The organism is Streptomyces sp. bgisy159, from assembly GCF_965341775.1.
In the GTDB taxonomy this organism is placed as follows: Bacteria; Actinomycetota; Actinomycetes; order Streptomycetales; family Streptomycetaceae; genus Streptomyces.
This window is the reverse complement of the sequence record NZ_CBDQZH010000018.1, coordinates 102429-118121: the sequence shown is the minus strand read 5'-3', so window position 1 is coordinate 118121 and position 15693 is coordinate 102429. Positions and strand designations below refer to the sequence as shown.

At 73.9% G+C, this 15693-nt stretch carries 16 protein-coding genes; 6 read left to right on the top strand and 10 right to left on the bottom strand.

Going from position 1 to position 15693, the window contains the following annotated elements; all coding sequences use genetic code 11:
- Positions 1-17: 17 nt before the first annotated feature.
- On the bottom strand, positions 18-1424 hold the full coding sequence (locus tag ACSLTV_RS19285) for an FAD-binding oxidoreductase (protein ID WP_432133274.1): 1407 nt from the start codon (positions 1422-1424) through the stop codon (positions 18-20).
- Between the two features lie 92 nt (positions 1425-1516).
- On the opposite strand from ACSLTV_RS19285, the gene ACSLTV_RS19280 reads away from it, so the two are divergent.
- A complete protein-coding gene (locus ACSLTV_RS19280) occupies positions 1517-3262 on the top strand; it encodes a tetratricopeptide repeat protein (protein ID WP_435612540.1) in 1746 nt (581 codons plus the stop codon).
- Between the two features lie 36 nt (positions 3263-3298).
- Here the strand turns inward: ACSLTV_RS19280 and hppD are convergent, their stop codons facing one another.
- On the bottom strand, positions 3299-4444 hold the full coding sequence (gene hppD, locus ACSLTV_RS19275) for a 4-hydroxyphenylpyruvate dioxygenase (RefSeq protein WP_432133276.1): 1146 nt from the start codon (positions 4442-4444) through the stop codon (positions 3299-3301).
- Positions 4445-4565: 121 nt separating this feature from the next.
- Here hppD and ACSLTV_RS19270 point away from each other — a divergent pair, with 121 nt between their 5' ends.
- The 3 genes from ACSLTV_RS19270 (at position 4566) to ACSLTV_RS19260 (ending at position 5923) form a co-directional block, all read left to right on the top strand.
- Positions 4566-5042, top strand: coding sequence for an Lrp/AsnC family transcriptional regulator (locus ACSLTV_RS19270; RefSeq protein WP_432133277.1), 477 nt, complete (start codon positions 4566-4568; stop codon positions 5040-5042).
- Between the two features lie 95 nt (positions 5043-5137).
- Positions 5138-5725, top strand: a complete 588-nt coding sequence (locus ACSLTV_RS19265) for an ArsR/SmtB family transcription factor (RefSeq protein ID WP_432133278.1) — start codon at positions 5138-5140, stop codon at positions 5723-5725.
- A 12-nt stretch (positions 5726-5737) separates the two neighbouring features.
- A complete protein-coding gene (locus tag ACSLTV_RS19260) occupies positions 5738-5923 on the top strand; it encodes a hypothetical protein (RefSeq protein ID WP_432133279.1) in 186 nt (61 codons plus the stop codon).
- 55 nt (positions 5924-5978) lie between these two features.
- Here the strand turns inward: ACSLTV_RS19260 and ACSLTV_RS19255 are convergent, their stop codons facing one another.
- The 6 genes from ACSLTV_RS19255 to ACSLTV_RS19230 form a co-directional block, all read right to left on the bottom strand.
- A complete protein-coding gene (locus ACSLTV_RS19255; RefSeq protein ID WP_432133280.1) occupies positions 5979-6779 on the bottom strand; it encodes a S16 family serine protease in 801 nt (266 codons plus the stop codon).
- 172 nt (positions 6780-6951) lie between these two features.
- Positions 6952-7593, bottom strand: a complete 642-nt coding sequence (locus ACSLTV_RS19250; protein ID WP_432133281.1) for an IclR family transcriptional regulator — start codon at positions 7591-7593, stop codon at positions 6952-6954.
- A 316-nt stretch (positions 7594-7909) separates the two neighbouring features.
- Entirely contained in the window at positions 7910-9712 is a 1803-nt protein-coding gene (locus ACSLTV_RS19245; protein ID WP_432133282.1) for a DEAD/DEAH box helicase, read from the bottom strand.
- 149 nt (positions 9713-9861) lie between these two features.
- Entirely contained in the window at positions 9862-10236 is a 375-nt protein-coding gene (locus tag ACSLTV_RS19240; protein WP_435612539.1) for a type II toxin-antitoxin system death-on-curing family toxin, read from the bottom strand.
- Complete coding sequence (locus tag ACSLTV_RS19235) at positions 10233-10433, bottom strand: hypothetical protein (protein ID WP_432157321.1); 201 nt, start codon at positions 10431-10433, stop codon at positions 10233-10235. The genes ACSLTV_RS19240 and ACSLTV_RS19235 overlap by 4 nt, the downstream gene beginning before the upstream one ends.
- Positions 10434-10530: 97 nt before the next feature.
- Entirely contained in the window at positions 10531-11346 is an 816-nt protein-coding gene (locus ACSLTV_RS19230) for a class I SAM-dependent methyltransferase (RefSeq protein WP_432157322.1), read from the bottom strand.
- 53 nt (positions 11347-11399) lie between these two features.
- Here ACSLTV_RS19230 and ACSLTV_RS19225 point away from each other — a divergent pair, with 53 nt between their 5' ends.
- Together ACSLTV_RS19225 and ACSLTV_RS19220 are read left to right on the top strand one after the other, a co-directional pair.
- Positions 11400-12119: a GntR family transcriptional regulator gene (locus ACSLTV_RS19225; protein ID WP_432157323.1), complete on the top strand. Its 720-nt coding sequence runs from the start codon at positions 11400-11402 to the stop codon at positions 12117-12119.
- Between the two features lie 107 nt (positions 12120-12226).
- On the top strand, positions 12227-12682 hold the full coding sequence (locus tag ACSLTV_RS19220; RefSeq protein ID WP_432157324.1) for a hypothetical protein: 456 nt from the start codon (positions 12227-12229) through the stop codon (positions 12680-12682).
- 69 nt (positions 12683-12751) lie between these two features.
- Here the strand turns inward: ACSLTV_RS19220 and ACSLTV_RS19215 are convergent, their stop codons facing one another.
- On the bottom strand, positions 12752-14248 hold the full coding sequence (locus tag ACSLTV_RS19215) for an MFS transporter (RefSeq protein ID WP_432157325.1): 1497 nt from the start codon (positions 14246-14248) through the stop codon (positions 12752-12754).
- Between the two features lie 112 nt (positions 14249-14360).
- Complete coding sequence (locus ACSLTV_RS19210) at positions 14361-15545, bottom strand: SUKH-4 family immunity protein (protein WP_432157326.1); 1185 nt, start codon at positions 15543-15545, stop codon at positions 14361-14363.
- Positions 15546-15693 lie beyond the last annotated feature (148 nt).

The window sequence follows — 15693 nt, the reverse complement described above, 5'->3', positions numbered from 1 at the left end:
CCTGCCCGGGGGCCGGGTCAGAACAGCTTGCCCGGGTTGAGGATGCCGAGCGGGTCGAAGGCCTCTTTGATCCGCCGCTGCATCTCCAGCCCGACGGGGCCTAGTTCGCGGGCCAGCCACTCCTTCTTGAGGAGGCCGACGCCGTGCTCGCCGGTGATGGTGCCGCCCAGTTCGAGGCCGAGGGCCATGATCTCGTCGAACGACTCCCGGGCGCGCCGTGACGCGTCGGGGTCTTGGGCGTCGAAGCAGACGGTGGGGTGGGTGTTGCCGTCGCCGGCGTGGGCGACGACGCCGATGGTGAGCCGGTGCCGGGCGGCGATGCGCTCGACGCCGTCGAGGAGGTCGCCGAGGCGGGAGCGGGGCACGCACACGTCGTCGATCATCGTCGTGCCGCTCACCGCTTCGAGCGCGGTGAGCGACGAGCGCCGGGCCTGCAGCAGGAGTTCGGACTCGGCGGCGTCGTCGGCGGGCACCACCTGGGTGGCGCCGGCCGCCTCGCACAGCTCGCCCACGGCCGCCAGGTCGGCGGCGGGGTCGGCGGTGTCGAAGGCGGCCAGCAGCAGCGCCTCGGTGGTCTCCGGAAGCCCCATGCGGGTGAGGTCGTTGACCGCCTTCACGGTCGTACGGTCCATCAGTTCCAGCAGGGACGGGACGTGACCGGCGGCCATGATCCGGCAGACGGCGTCGCAGGCGGCGCGGGCGGAGGCGAACTCGGCGGCCAGGACCAGGTGTCGCGGTGGCCGGGGGCGCAGGGCCAGCACCGCCCGGACGACGACGCCGAGGGAGCCCTCGGAGCCGACGAACAGGCGGGTGAGGTCGTATCCGGCGACGCCCTTGGCGGTGCGCCGGCCGGTGGACATCAGGCGGCCGTCGGCCAGGACGACGTCGAGTCCGAGGACGTACTCGGCGGTCACCCCGTACTTCACGCAGCACAGGCCGCCGGACGCGGTGCCGATGTTCCCGCCGATCGTGCACGTCTCCCAGCTGGAGGGGTCCGGGGGGTAGGCGAGGCCGTGCTCGCCGACGGCGCGGGACAGGTCCGCGTTGACGACGCCCGGTTCGACGACGGCGATCCGCTCGACCGGGTCGATCTCCAGGATGCGGTCCATCCTGGTCAGGGACAGCGCGATGCAGCCGTCGCCGGCGTTGGCGCCGCCGGACAGGCCGGTGCGGGCGCCCTGCGGGACGACGGGAACGCGCAGTGCGGTGGCGGTGCGCATCACGTGCCGCACCTGCTCGACCGTGCGCGGCAGCACCACGACCGCCGGGCGGCCGGCCGGGCAGAAACTGGCCATGTCGTTGGCGTAGGAGGCGGTGACGTCGGGGTCGGTCAGCACGGCGTCGGCCGGCAGGCCCGCGAGCAGTCGGCCGGTCAGTTCGTCACGGTCCGCGCCGGAGGCACCCTCGATACGGCTCATGATCACAGCGTGTCACCCGCGGCCATCGGTGTGAACCCCACCTGCTCCGTCCCGGGGCCGCCGCGAGGGGCTCGTTCCGCTGACGCACAGTGAGCGTCATGGACAACGCCGCCGCAGCGCCCGCCGAGCCGCCCGCCTCGCCCGCCGCCCCCGCCTCGGCCCCCCGGACCGCCCCGGCACCCGCGCCCCCTCACCCCTCCCCGGAGCAGGGCCCCTCAGCCGATCCGGGCCCCTCGGCGGGCTCGGCTGCCCCGGGGGACACCGGTCCCGCCGCCCCGCCGCTCCCGGACAGCTCCGCCGCCCGCGTCCCGGCGCCCGGCGTGAGCTCCGAGGCCCTGCCGGCCGCCGGACGGCGCCCCGACCCGGCCGCGGAGAGCCCCGCGCACCCCGGCACCCCGGGCTCCGTACCGGCCGCCTCGGACAGCGGCGCCCGGAGACAGGGGGACGCCGCGTGCCCGGGCCGCCGTCCGGGACGGCGGTGGGGGCGGTGGCTGCTGGTGGGCTCGCTGGCCGGCGGGCTGCTGGCGGGGGCCGGTGTGGTGCTGTGGGGGTCCGGGGGGCCGGGGCCGCGGCCGGCCGTGGGGCCCGCTCCCGCGGTGGAGGCGCGGGGCGCCGTGGTCAGGGGGGTGGCGGCCTCGTTGCCCGGGCTGGCAGCGCTGATCGGCGAGCAGGAGGCGTTCGTGCGGCGGCACCCCGACGACCCGCGCGGGTGGGCGCTGCTGGGCCGGGCGTACGTCGAGCAGGGGCGGCGGACCGCCGACGCCGCCGGGAACTTCCCGCGGGCCGAGCGGGCGCTGCGCGCCTCGCTGGCGGCCGGCCGCACCCCGGAGGCGCTGGACGGCCTGGCCGCGCTGGCCGGCGCGCGGCGCGACTTCCGGGCCGCCCGCCGCTGGGGCGAGGCCGCGCTGAAGGCGTCGCCGCGCCGGTGGACGACGTATCCGCTGCTGATCGACGCGTACACCGGGCTCGGCGACCACAAGCGGGCCGGGGCCGTCCTGGACAAGCTGACGGCGGCGCGGTCGGGGCCGGCGGTGCTGGCGTGGGCGGCCGGCGTGTACCGGGACCGCGGCTGGCGCGAGGACGCGGCCGCCGCCCTGTCCGACGCCGCGGCGGCCGCCGTCTCCCCGGCCGAGCAGGCGGCCTGGCGGGAGCGGGCCGGGCAGCTGGCCTGGGAGCGCGGGGACCGCGAGGAGGCGCTGCGGCAGTTCGAGGAGGCGGTCCGGCTGGACCCCGACCAGCGGGCCGCGCAGGCGGGGCAGGGCAGGGCGCTGGCCGCGCTGGGCCGCGCCTCGGAGGCGCTGACCGTGTACCGGATGGCGCTCGCCAAGCAGCCGCTGCCGCAGTACGCCCTGGAGCTGGGCGAGGTGTACGAGTCGCTGGGCCTCACCCAGGCCGCGCGCGTGCAGTACGACCTGCTGCGCGAGCAGGTCCGCGAGCGGGCGGCCGGCGGGGTGGACGGACGGCTGGTCCTCGGGCGGTTCGAGGCGGACCACGGCGACCCGGCGCTGGCGGTCCGGCTGCTGCGCGAGGAGTGGCGGCGGCAGCCGGGCACCGCGGTGGCCGACGCGCTGGGCTGGGCCCTGCACCGCGCCGGGAACGACGAGGAGGCGCTCGGGTTCGCCGTGCGGGCCACGGACCGGGAGCACGGCGGCACGGTGCTGAGTGCGCCGTACTCCTACCACCGGGGCATGATCGAGCGGGAGTTGGGGCGGACCGGCCCGGCCCGCCGCCATCTGGCGGAGGCGCTGCGGATCAACCCGTACTTCTCGCCGGTGCACGCCCCGGCGGCCCGGGCCGCGCTGACTGCGCTGGGCGAGCCGCCGGACGTCCGGGCGCCGCGGTGAGCCGGCACTCCCCCGGGCCGGCCGGGGGGCCGCCGCCTACAGGTTGCCGCGCTTGGCCTGTTCCCGCTCGATCGCCTCGAAGAGCGCCTTGAAGTTGCCCTTGCCGAAGCCCATCGAGCCGTGCCGCTCGATGAGTTCGAAGAACACGGTCGGACGGTCCTGGACCGGCTTGGTGAAGATCTGCAGCAGGTAGCCGTCCTCGTCGCGGTCGGCGAGGATCTTCAGCTCGCGCAGCGTCTCGATCGGCACCCGAGTGTCGCCGACCCACTCGCCGAGCGTGTCGTAGTACGAGTCGGGGGTGTCGAGGAACTGGACGCCGGCGGCGCGCATGGTACGGACCGTCTGCACGATGTCGTTGGTGTTGAGCGCGATGTGCTGGACGCCCGCGCCGCCGTAGAACTCCAGGTACTCGTCGATCTGGGACTTCTTCTTGGCGACGGCGGGCTCGTTGATCGGGAACTTGACCTTGAGCGTGCCGTCGGCCACGACCTTGGACATCAGCGCGCTGTACTCGGTCGCGATGTCGTCGCCCACGAACTCCTTCATGTTCGTGAAGCCCATGACCTTGTTGTAGAAGCCGACCCACTCGTTCATCCGGCCGAGTTCGACGTTGCCGACGCAGTGGTCGATCGCCTGGAAGGTGCGCTGCGCGGGCGGTTCGACGATCGGCCGGGCGGCGACGTAGCCGGGCAGGTAGGGGCCGTCGTAGCCGGAACGCTCGACGAGGGTGTGGCGGGTCTTGCCGTAGGTGGCGATGGCGGCCAGCACGACCGTGCCGTGCTCGTCCTTCACCTCGTAGGGCTCGGCGACCGAGGTCGCGCCGTGTTCGAGGGCGTACGTGTACGCGGCGCGCGCGTCCGGGACCTCGATGGCGAGGTCGATGACGCCGTCGCCGTGCTCCGCCACGTGCTCGGCGAGGAAGTGGCCCCAGGTGGTGGCGGGCTTGACGACCGAGGTGAACACGAAGCGGGCCGAGCCGTTCTCCAGGACGTACGACGCCGTCTCGCGGCTGCCGTTCTCCGGTCCGGAGTAGGCGACCAGCTTCATGCCGAAAGCGGTGGAGTAGTAGTGCGCCGCCTGCTTGGCGTTGCCCACGGCGAAGACGACCGCGTCCATTCCCTTGACCGGGAAGGGGTCGGCCTGCCGGGCGGTGTCGGGAGTGTGGTGTGTGGTCTGCGTCATAGGCGCAGCCTCACCCGACTCGGCAGAGTGCGCAATAGTTTCTTCTTTCACTGGGCAATATGCCCAGCAGCGGGCCCGGATCGGCGGGCTCTCTGTACAGGATGACCACCGGGAGGCCGGTATGGCGATCGATCATCTGGACGGGCGGATCATCGTGCTGCTCGCACGGGAGCCGCGGATCGGCGTCCTGGAGATGTCCCGGCGCCTCGGCGTGGCCCGCGGGACGGTGCAGGCGCGGCTGGACCGGCTCCAGTCGAACGGGGTCGTCCGCGGCTTCGGCCCCCAGGTGGACCCGGCGGCGCTCGGCTACCCGGTCACCGCGTTCGCCACGCTGCAGATCCGGCAGGGCCAGGGGGCCGACGTCCGGGCCCACCTGGCGTCCGTGCCGGAGGTGCTGGAGCTGCACACCACGACCGGCAGCGGGGACATGCTGTGCCGGCTGGTGGCCCGGTCCAACGCGGACCTGCAGCGGGTGATCGACCGGGTCGTCGGCATCGACGGGATCGTGCGGGCGTCGACCGCGATCGTGATGGAGAACCCGGTGCCGCTGCGGATCATCCCGCTGGTGGAGCAGGCGGCGGGCACGGAGCCGGCCTGACGGCACGCAACGGGACCCGCCAGGCACGACGGAACCGGCCCAAGGTTACAAAGAACTGCTTGCAAAGCTCTCTTTGCAACGCTACCTTTGCATGCATGCCCGAGAACCCCAAGCTGCATGTGCTCGACGCCCGCACCCTGCGCGGCCTCGCCCACCCCCTGCGGATGCGGCTGCTGTCCGCGCTGCGCCGGGGCGGCCCCGCCACCGCCTCCCGGCTCGCGGCGAAGCTGGGCGAGTCGAGCGGGGCCACCAGCTACCACCTGCGCCAGCTCGCCGCCTACGGCTTCGTCGAGGACGCCCCGGAGCACGGCAAGGGCCGGGAGCGCTGGTGGCGGGCGGTCGACGAGGGCGTCCGGTTCGACGACGAACTGCTGACGGACCCGGACCCGGCGGTGCGGGGCGCCGCCAGCGTGTTCATGCACGAGGTCGCCGGCGTCCACGCCCAGGAGCTGTCGACCTACGTCGGCACGATCCACGAGTGGGGCGAGGAGTGGTTCGCCGCCTCGGACATCAGCGACTTCACGCTGCGCCTCACCCCCGAACTCGCCGGTGAGCTCGGCGAGCGGATGCACGACCTGATCGAGAGCTACCGCGCCCGGGCGCTGCCCGAGGGCTCACCCGGCGCCGAGCAGGTACGCCTGCACACCCACGTCTTCCCCACCCGCACGGACCGAACGGACTGAGAGGCCCGCCCGATGCATCCCGAGACCCATCTCGCCCTGCACCACACCCGCGCCGCCGAGCTCCGCGCCGAGGCCGGCCGGGACGCGGCCGCCGCCGGATCCAGGCCCGCGCGACAGCTCCGGACGAAGGTCGGCTGGACGCTGGTGGAAGTCGGCCTGCGCCTGGTGTCCACGCCGCGCGTCCTTCCGGCGCAGTAGGGGCTGGTGTCCACGCCGCGCGTCGTGCCCGCCCGGTGGGAGGACCGTCCCCGGCTCAGCAGGCGGGGACGGAGCCCTTGCCCGACGCCAGTGCCTTCAGGGCGGCCACCGTGCCCCTGAGGGTGGTCACCGGGACCAGTCTCAGGCCCTCGGGCAGCTCGCCCTTCGCGTCGGAGCACTCCGCCTTCGGGACCAGGAAGACGGTCGCCCCGTCACGGCGCGCCGCCTGCGTCTTCAGGGCGACGCCGCCGACCGCGCCGACCCGGCCGGCGGCGTCGATGGTGCCCGTACCGGCGATGACCCGGCCGCCGGTGAGGTCGCCGCCGACGCCGTCACCGTCGAGCTTGTCGACGATGCCGAGCGAGAACAGCAGACCGGCACTGGGCCCGCCGACGTCGGCGAGCTCCAGGTCGACCTTGACGTCGTCGGAGTCCAGCTTCAGGTACGCCAGCGCCGCCTCGGTCGCGTCGTTCTGCGACTCCTCCATCTGCGCGGTGTTGTGCCGCTGGATCTCCTCGACGCTGTCCCCGCTCGGGTAGACCGAGTCCCGGGGCATGACGGCACGGTCGGTACGGAACCAGCCGTCGAGCACCTCGGGGAGCGTGATCCGGGTGTCCGGATTCGTCGCCTCGATCGTCGTCATCCTCAGCTGGCCGGAGGTCTCGCGGGTCGGCGCACCCGAGATGGTGATCACCGGGGTGCCCTTGTCCGCCCCCAGCACGTTCGCCGTCATACCGGGCTGCGCCACCGAGAACGGCAACGGCGCCAGACCGGCGGTGGCGAGCAGCGCGACGAACGGCACCGCGTACAGGGCGACGGCCCGGGGCCTGCTGAGACGAGACAACCGAGAGAACACGGCCTCAATGTACGTGGTCCGGCGCGGGCGCCCGCCCGCCGCCCGGCCGTAGGGCGTGCGGTCCGCCTGACACAGCGCTTCGGCGGCCTCTCTCGGCCTGCCCGAAGCGCGCGACCCGGCCGACGGAGCGCTTCGGCGACCTCGCCGGGCCGCCAGGGCGTGCGCCGCCCGGCTAGCGCAGCGCTTCGGCGACCTCACGGGCCGCGTCGACGACCCGAGGGCCTACGCGTTCCGGCACCGCGTCGGCCAGCATGACGACACCGACGCTGCCCTCGACGCCCGTCACCCCGAGCAGCGGTGCGGCGGCCCCGCAGGCGCCCGCCTCCAGTTCGCCGTGGGTGAGGGTGTAGCCGGGCTCGGACAGCGTCCGCTGGCGGGCCGCGAGTATCGCCCGCCCCGCCGCGCCCCGGTCCAGCGGATGCCGGAAACCGGCCCGGTAGGCCACGTGGTAGTCGGTCCAGGTGGGCTCGACCACCGCCACGGCCAGCGCGTCGGCGCCGTCGACGAGGGTCAGGTGGGCGGTCGCCCCGATGTCCTCGGCGAGCGACCGAAGCGCCGGCAGCGCCGCCTCCCGCACCAGCGGGTGCACCTGGCGCCCCAGCCTCAGCACCCCGAGCCCCACCCGGGCACGGCCGCCGAGATCACGCCGGACGAGCGCGTGCTGCTCCAGCGTGGCGAGCAACCGGTACACCACGGTCCGGTTCACGCCCAGTTTCTGGGAAAGCTCGGTGACGGTCAGTCCGTGGTCCGTGTCGGCCAGCAGCTTGAGGACACGCAGTCCCCGGTCGAGCGTCTGAGAGGTCTCCGCGGTCACGACGCCCACTCCTCCAACTGGTGAGGTCGGCAGACCCCCGCGCGGCGGATGCGTCATCGAGTCCCGTCGCGTGACGCGCGTCAGAGGCCGCCGATCGATGACGGCCCGGGTCGTTCCGGGCAACAGTCGCTTCACGGCTGCGCTCCGCGGCGGCACTGCCACGGGGCGTGTGCGTAGCGGGACAGTAGCCGCACCGGTTCGCTGAGCGGAAGGCTCCGTCCAGAATCCGGTCAACAGCTCGACAGGACTACCTGCATTTGCCCCGATACGTACGGCGCGCGCCGACGGCGTGCCCGCCCCCGCACCACCCCGCCGGTCACTTCATGCGCGTCGCCCACTCCTGCACCTTGGCGATGCGCTGCCGCAGCTGTCCTGCCGTCGCCTCCGCGCTCGGCGGCCCACCGCACACCCGGCGCAGCTCGGTGTGGATCACCCCGTGCGGCTTGCCACTCTGGTGGACGTACGCGCCGACCATCGTGTTGAGCTGGCGGCGCAGCTCCATCAGCTCCTTGTGGGAGACCACCGGCCGCCGCTCGGCGGGAAGCTCCAGCAGGTCGGCCTCCTCGGCCGGCTTCTTCCGGCTGTGCGCGATCTGCTTGGCCTGCCGCTTCTGCAGCAGCAGCTGCACCTGGTCGGGCTCCAGCAGGCCCGGGATGCCGAGGTAGTCCTGCTCCTCCTCGCTGCCGGGGTGGGCCTGCATGCCGAAGTCGGCGCCGTTGTAGGTGACCCGGTCGAAGACGGCGTCGGACTCCAGCGCCTCGAAGGGCAGCATGTCCTGCTCGCCGGTGTCCTCGTCCTGCTCCCGGTTCGCCTCGTCCATCTCCTTCTCGGACTCGGCGTAGGGGTCCTCGTCCTCGCCGCCCTTCTTGGGCTTGTCGAGGACGTGGTCGCGCTCGCGTTCCATCTCGTTGGCGAAGCCGAGCAGGTCGGGGACGGTCGGCAGGAACACCGACGCGGTCTCGCCGCGCCGCCGCGACCGCACGAAACGGCCGACGGCCTGCGCGAAGAACAGCGGCGTGGAGATCGTCGTCGCGTACACCCCGACCGCGAGGCGCGGCACGTCGACGCCCTCCGACACCATCCGCACCGCGACCATCCACCGGTCGGTGCCGCTGCTGAACTCGTCGATCCGCTTGGACGCGCCCACGTCGTCGGACAGCACCAGCGTCGCCTTGCTGCCCGTGATCTCGCGGATCAGCTTGGCGTAGGCGCGCGCCGAGTCCTGGTCGGAGGCGATGACGAGGGCGCCGGCGTCCGGTATGGCCTTGCGCACCTCGGTCAGCCGCTGGTCGGCGGCGCGCAGCACGCTCGGCATCCACTCGCCGCGCGGGTCGAGGGCCGTACGCCACGCCTGGCTGATCGCGTCCTTGGTCATCGGCTCGCCGAGCCGGGCCGCGATCTCGTCGCCGGCCTTGGTCCGCCAGCGCATGTTGCCGCTGTAGGAGAGGAAGATGACCGGCCGCACGACGTGGTCGGCGAGCGCGGAGCCGTAGCCGTAGGTGTAGTCGGCGGCGGAGCGCCGGATCCCGTCCTGGCCCTCCTCGTACGTCACGAAGGGGATCGGGTTGGTGTCGGAGCGGAACGGCGTACCGGTGAGCGCGAGGCGCCGCGTCGCCGGTTCGAACGCCTCCAGGCACGCCTCGCCCCAGGACTTACTGTCGCCCGCGTGGTGGATCTCGTCGAGGATCACCAGCGTCTTGCGCTGCTCGCTGCGGTTGCGGTGCAGCATCGGCCGCACGCCGACGCCCGCGTACGTCACGGCGACGCCGTGGTACTCCTTGCTCAGCGGCCCGGCGCTGTACTCCGGGTCGAGCCGGATTCCTATCCGGGCCGCGGCCTCCGCCCACTGCTTCTTCAGGTGCTCGGTGGGCGCGACCACGGTCACCTGCTGGACGACGTGGTGGTGCAGCAGCCAGGAGGCCAGGGTGAGCGCGAAGGTCGTCTTGCCGGCGCCGGGCGTGGCGACGGCGAGGAAGTCACGCGGCTGCTCCTGGAGGTACTTCTCCATCGCCCCCTGCTGCCAGGCCCGCAGCTTGCTGGCGGTGCCCCAGGGAGCGCGGCCCGGGAAGGCCGGGGAGAGGTGGTGGGAGTGCGAGGAGGAAGCGGCGGTGGTAGTCACGGTCTCCGGGTTCGGTGCTCTCGGTGGGCCGGTTCTCGGCTACGAACGACAGTGGCTCTCGGCTGCGTACGACAACCGGGCCACCCTACCGGCGCCCCGGCCCCCACACGCCGCACCCGCCCCGCCGCCCCCGCCGGGTGGGACCCACATCACAACGCCCGCAACCGCCCGGCGATCCCGGCGATCTCCGTCTCCTCCCCCGCCGCGACATCGATGACCAGCGCGTACGCCACATCCTGGTCGCAGTCGGTCAGATCGACGCCGTTGACCGCCAGGAAGGTGGCGGCGGCCAGCCACGCGGTCCGCTTGTTCCCGTCCACGAGGGGGTGGTTGGCGGCCAGGGCGTGCAGGAGCGCGGCGGCCTGCTCGTGGAGGTCCTCGTAGGCCGCCGCCCCGAACATCCGCGCCCGCGACCGGTGCACGGCGGACGCCAGCAGCCCCGGCTCCCGCACCTCGGGCTCCCGCCCGCCGAACGCGAGCGCGGCGATGTCCGTGACCTCCGCGACGGTGAGGTGCCGCGTCATTCGCCCAGCCTCCGCAGCAACTCGGCGTGCGCGACGGCAAGCCCCTCGGCGACGCCCCGCACGCCTGCCGCCTCCCGCGCCACCCGCTCCCGTACGGCGTCCAGGACGACGTCCTCCGCACCGCGCCCGGTGGCGTCGGCGAGGTCGTCGAGGGCCTGGCGGAGATCGGGCGGGAGGCGGAGAGTCAGCTCGGACATGACCGCAGCGTAGGCGGCCCGCCCGGCCCGCCGCGAACGCTTTGCGGGCCGGACGGCCTGCGTTCCCCGGGGCCGGCCTCGCCGCGGCCCCAGGGCGTCAGGCAGGTCGGCGGGCGACGGCGAGCAGGTGCGAGCTGGCGGCCATGAGTTCCGGATACGGCTCGGCCATGCGGGCGGCGGTCAACGCCGACGCGAAGAGCGGGGAGTCCCGGAAGTCGCCGCCCGTGTTGCGCTCGGCCGCCGCGAGCATGGACCAGGCCGGGCCCTCGATGCCGAACACCTCCGCACCGTCGAAGCCCGCCGCCGACACCTCGTCGCGCAACTGCCCGCCGCTGTGGAAGTAGGCGGCGGTGAACGCCTTCTTCCCGTCATGGATCTGGGAGGCGAGGATGCCGCCGATGCTCTCCCGCATCGGCTCCTTGTGGAGGTGCCCGAAGGCGGCGTGCTCGAACAGGCTGGAGTATCGGTTGATACCGGCCGCAGCCAGCAGGCCGACCGGGCGCAGGACCCGGTACGCCTCCGCCAGGGCGCGGTCGCGGTCGGCGCGGTCGAGCAGGTGGTAGAGCGGTCCCAGCAGGAGCACCACGTCGTAGGTGGCGTCGTCGGCGGAGAGTTGACGGGCATCACCGAGTTCGACGGTGGCGCCGGTCCGTTCGGCCTGCTCGACGTGGCGGGGGACCGGATCGACGAGGTGGACGGTGTAGCCGTCGGCGACGAGCCATCGGGCGTGGGCGCCGGGCCCGCCGCCGATGTCGAGGATCCGGGCGGGCGGTGGCGGCAGGTACCGGCGCAGCAGTTCTTGGGTGCGCACCATCTCCAGGCACCCGTCGGCCGTCGTGCTCAGCCGGTCGGCCTCGTCGATGGTCTCGGTGTAGAACCTCACGATCTCCGGCGCTGGCTCAACGTTCGTCATGGGGGCATTCTGGGGCTCACCGGTGGACCAGTCCAGTGATCGGAACAGTGCCCATGCCTTTGCTGAAGTACGAGCAGATCGCCGAGGATCTGCGGTCGCGGATCGCGAACGGTGAGTTCGGACCCGGTGAGCTGCTGCCGTCCGGACGTGACCTGGCCGAACAGTGGAGCGTGTCCCGGGCGACGGTCGTCAAGGCGTACGACGTGCTGCGCGGTGACGGCGTGGTCGTAGCGCGGCAGGGTGCGGGGTTCACCGTCGTGGACACGCCGCTCGCGCGCCCCGCGGGTGGCCGCCGCGCCGGGACGGCTCGGGTGTCCGGCGGTGCGCCGTTCCGACGTCTGGGGACGCCCGACCGCGTCGTTCCGCCGGATCACGTGAGCGATGCTCTCGGGCTGGAGGCGGGTGAGACGGCCCTGCGGCGGGCTCGGCTGGTCCTGCTGGACGACGGAGCCCCGGGCACGCTCGTCACCGCCTGGTTTCCCCCGGACATCACGGACGCCGCTCCTCGGTTGTCGATGGCGGGCCCGATCTCCGAGGGAACGACGCATTACGTGCGCCGGGAAACCGGCCGCTCACCCTCCGAAGGCGTCGATGTGAAGACGGTTCGCCTGGCCACCGCCGAGGAGGCGCGTCTGCTGGAGGTCGAACAGCCCGTGGCGGTCGCCGTGGTGCTCCACGCGGCGTACGACCAGGAGCGACGTCCGCTGGTGTGCGAGGAGGGCGTCACGGCCTCGCATGTGTTCGAGGAAACCGAGAGGTACCCGATGGGGTAGCGCAGACCATCAGCCGCTTGACTGGACCGGTCCACCGGTCCAATCTCTGTGGTGCAGGACCCACTCCACGGGAACTGCGCATGTTCAGTGCCCCGAAGGAGGCCCAGGTGACCAGAACTGCGGAGATCACCCCCGAGGCACTCGCCGTCCTACGGCTGCCCGCGCGGGACGCCCTGGACGACGAGCGGCGGCGGGGTGCCGCCTGCGTGTGGTGCGGGCACGGGCTGGACGGCGAGTCGGCCGTCGACCTCGGGGAACAGGCGCCGCCGGAGCGATGGTTCCCGCGGGCGTGCCGCCCCTGTGTCGGCGCCCGCGCGCACTCCGCGTTCCTCCCGCACGCCACGGCCTGCGAGCGGTGCGCCAACCACTCCGAGCTGTGCGGGACCGGCCGTCTGCTGCACCGCCTCACCCTGCGCCACTGGGTGACCTGCGACCGCTGCGGCCGGCGCATCGAACCGGGGCAGCCCTACGACGCGTTCCTCCCCGAGTCCGGCAGCGGCTTCCCGCCCGCGGTCCACCTGCACCGGGAACCGTGCGGGGCGGAGCCGGTCCGCCGGCGGTGACGCGGGGCCGGGCGGGGCCTGTTCCGCCCCCGGGCGGCGCGCCCGGTCCGGTCGCGCCGCCCGGTGCCGTCAGGGCAGCATGCGGGCGGGGTGTTCCTCGGGTACGGGGGTGCCGGTCGTCGGGGTGCGGTCCCGCAGCCGCCGGGTCACCCACGCCCCCAGCAGCGCCACGCCCGCCATCGGCAGGAACACCGCGAGGTACGCGGCGGGGTGGGAGCCGGTGACGGCGGTGTCCCCGGTCGGGTGGGCGGTGGAGCCGCCGCCCAGCGCGGCGAAGGCGGCGCCGCCGGCGGCGAGGAGGAGGACGTTGGAGAGGGCGTCGGAGATCTGGAGGGCGGCGGAGTTGGCACCGGCCTCCTCGGGGGCGGACAGCTGGAGCAGCAGGACGCTGGAGGAGGAGATCACCAGGCCCATGCCGAAGCAGCCCAGGGCCCAGGCGACGGCCACTGTCCACACCGGTACCGAGTCGGCGAGCACGCCCGGCGCGGTGGTGATCGCGGTGGCGGTGAGCAGCATGCCCAGGGTCATCAGCCGCTCCCGGTACGGCATCACCCGCGGCCGCGACTGCACCCAGGAGCCCAGCGCCCAGGTCGCCCCGCCCGCCGCGAGGGAGAACCCGGCGAGTGTCGGGGACAGCCCCCGCTGGGTGACCAGCATCAGCGGCACGAAGGACTCGGCGGCGATGAAGGACCCCGCCGCCAGGCCGCGCAGCAGCACGACCGACGGCAGACCGCGGGCCGCCCGAAGCGTGCCGCGCGGCAGCAGCCCGAGCGCGGCGGGCACGAGCAGGGCGGCGCCCAGGGCTGCCGGGAGGAGGGAGAGGGGGCGCAGCTCCTGGGCGGCGTACTGGAGGAGTCCCGCGCCGAGGGAGACGGCGAAGGCCAGCCGGATGCGGCGCCGGTCGAGGGAGCCGGAGCGGTCGCCGTCGCCGGGGCCGGTCTCCGCCGGGCCGGCCGCCCGCTGCCGTATCCGCGGCAGGGCGAGGGCCAGCGGGAAGGCGACCAGGGGCGGGATGCCGAGGAAGACCCAGCGCCAGCCGAGGTGTTCGGTGACCGCGCCGGATGCCAGCGGCCCGACGACCGACGGGACGACCCAGCTCGCCGCGAAGGCCGCCATGATGGCGGGGCGGAGCCGCTCCGGGTAGGCGCGGCCGACGACCACGTACAGCGCGACGATGACCAGGCCGCCGCCGAGGCCCTGGACCGCCCGGCCGGCGACGAAGACCCACATGGCACCGGCGGTGCCGCACAGCAGCAGACCGCCCGCGAAGGCGACCATGCCCCAGGCCAGCGGGGCGAGCGGGCCGCGCCGGTCGGACCACTGCCCGGACAGCACCATGCCGAGCAGACTCGTCGTGAAGAACCCGGAGAACGCGAACGCGTACAGCGGCACCCCGTGCAGTTCCCGCGCCGCCACCGGCATGGCGGTCCCGACGGCCGTCGCCTCGAAGGCGATCAGCAGGACGACGGAGACGATGCCGATGCTGAGGGACCGGTAGGAGCGTCCGAGCACGGTGTCGGCGCGATCGCCGCCGACAGCGGCGGCAGGGGGCTTGAGGACAGTCACGCCCGCCAGAGTAAGGCGCGAACCCGCGTTTGACCCCTGTCGGAGGTCGGTCAGCGCCTCCGTCGTCGGTCGTAGGGCCGGGGCCTACGACGCTCGGCCACAGACCCGGCGGCTACGCGTACAGTCCGCCGCCCGCCTCGTCCTCGAACATCTGCGGCCAGTAGCGCCGGCCGTCGTCCGTGGGACCGACCGGGGCGGGGTCGCAGGCCGTGCGGTCGACGGCGGCCAGGGTGCGGGACATGGCGTCGGCCAGCTGGTCGTAGGCCTCCGTGAGGTCGTGCACGGCGTCGAGGGAGCGCTCGCGGTGGATCAGCCAGAGGGTGAAGGCGAGGGTGGACACGTCGGCGTTCAGGGGCCGCAGCACCGCTTCGGCCTCGCTCCACGCGAGGACCGCGCCCGTCGCGCCGTCGACGACCAGGCTGGTGTCCTCCAGCAGGTACCCGAGGCGGATCAGGCTGTCGGCCCGCGGCGGGAGCGCGGCGGCCGGGTCGTCCGCCACGTGCTCGGCCATCGTGGGCAGTGGCGCGTCCGTGTCGAGGAAGAACCAGACGCATTCCTCCGGCAGCCCGGCCTCCCGCAGGAAGCGGCGGGTCGGCTCGTGGGTGAGCGCGGCCGGGAAGTCGACGTCCTCGAAACGGACCACGGCACGGGCGCCGAACTCCTCGTCGAGCAGCCGGGGCGGCAGGTCGAGGGCCAGCTCGGAGCGGGTGCCGGGGCCCGCCATCAGCGCCAGCGGGCGGATCACCGCCGTCAGCCGCCAGAACGGCGGCACCTCGCCGCCGTCGGACCCCGCCTCGTACAGCGCGAGCAGCTGGGCCGACGCCCGGTCCACCACCTCGGGTCCGAAGCGGCCCGCGTAGGCCGCGAACTGGCCGCGCAGCGCCGCCAGTTCGTCGGCCGCCGTGGCGAACCGCACCAGCTTCTCCAGCGACGGCGCGAGTCGGCGGCGGTCCATCAGGCCGGGGCGGTCGTGGAGGAAGTACGTGGTGGTGACCTCGCCGGTCGCGCCGTCCAGCAGCACCGACTCGGTCCGCGGCCCCTCCGCGCCGATCAGGCCGCCTATCACCAGCTGGTCGCGCAGCCCGGCGGGCAGCAGGTCGGCGGGGTGGTCGCCGGTGGCGTCCGCGACCGTGCGCAGCCCGTCCGCGCGCAGCGCCTCGAAGGTGACCAGGGCGCCCACGCCCGGCAGTCCGGGGCCGGTCAGCCAGCGGCGGGTCGGCCCGTGCGTGACGTACGGGTCCAGGTCGGTCTCGGTCAGGGTGATCACACTCGTACCGGCCGTGTCCGTCGCGCCCATCGCTCCCCCGTGCATGCCGTTCACCCGTCCCGGGCAGGTTCTCCCACTGCCCGGAACACTACGCGGCACCACTGACATTGATGCTGATACTCAGGTCCCGGTGGTCGTGGCTCGACCACTGACTGACGCCCTGCTGGGCTGTCTTCGT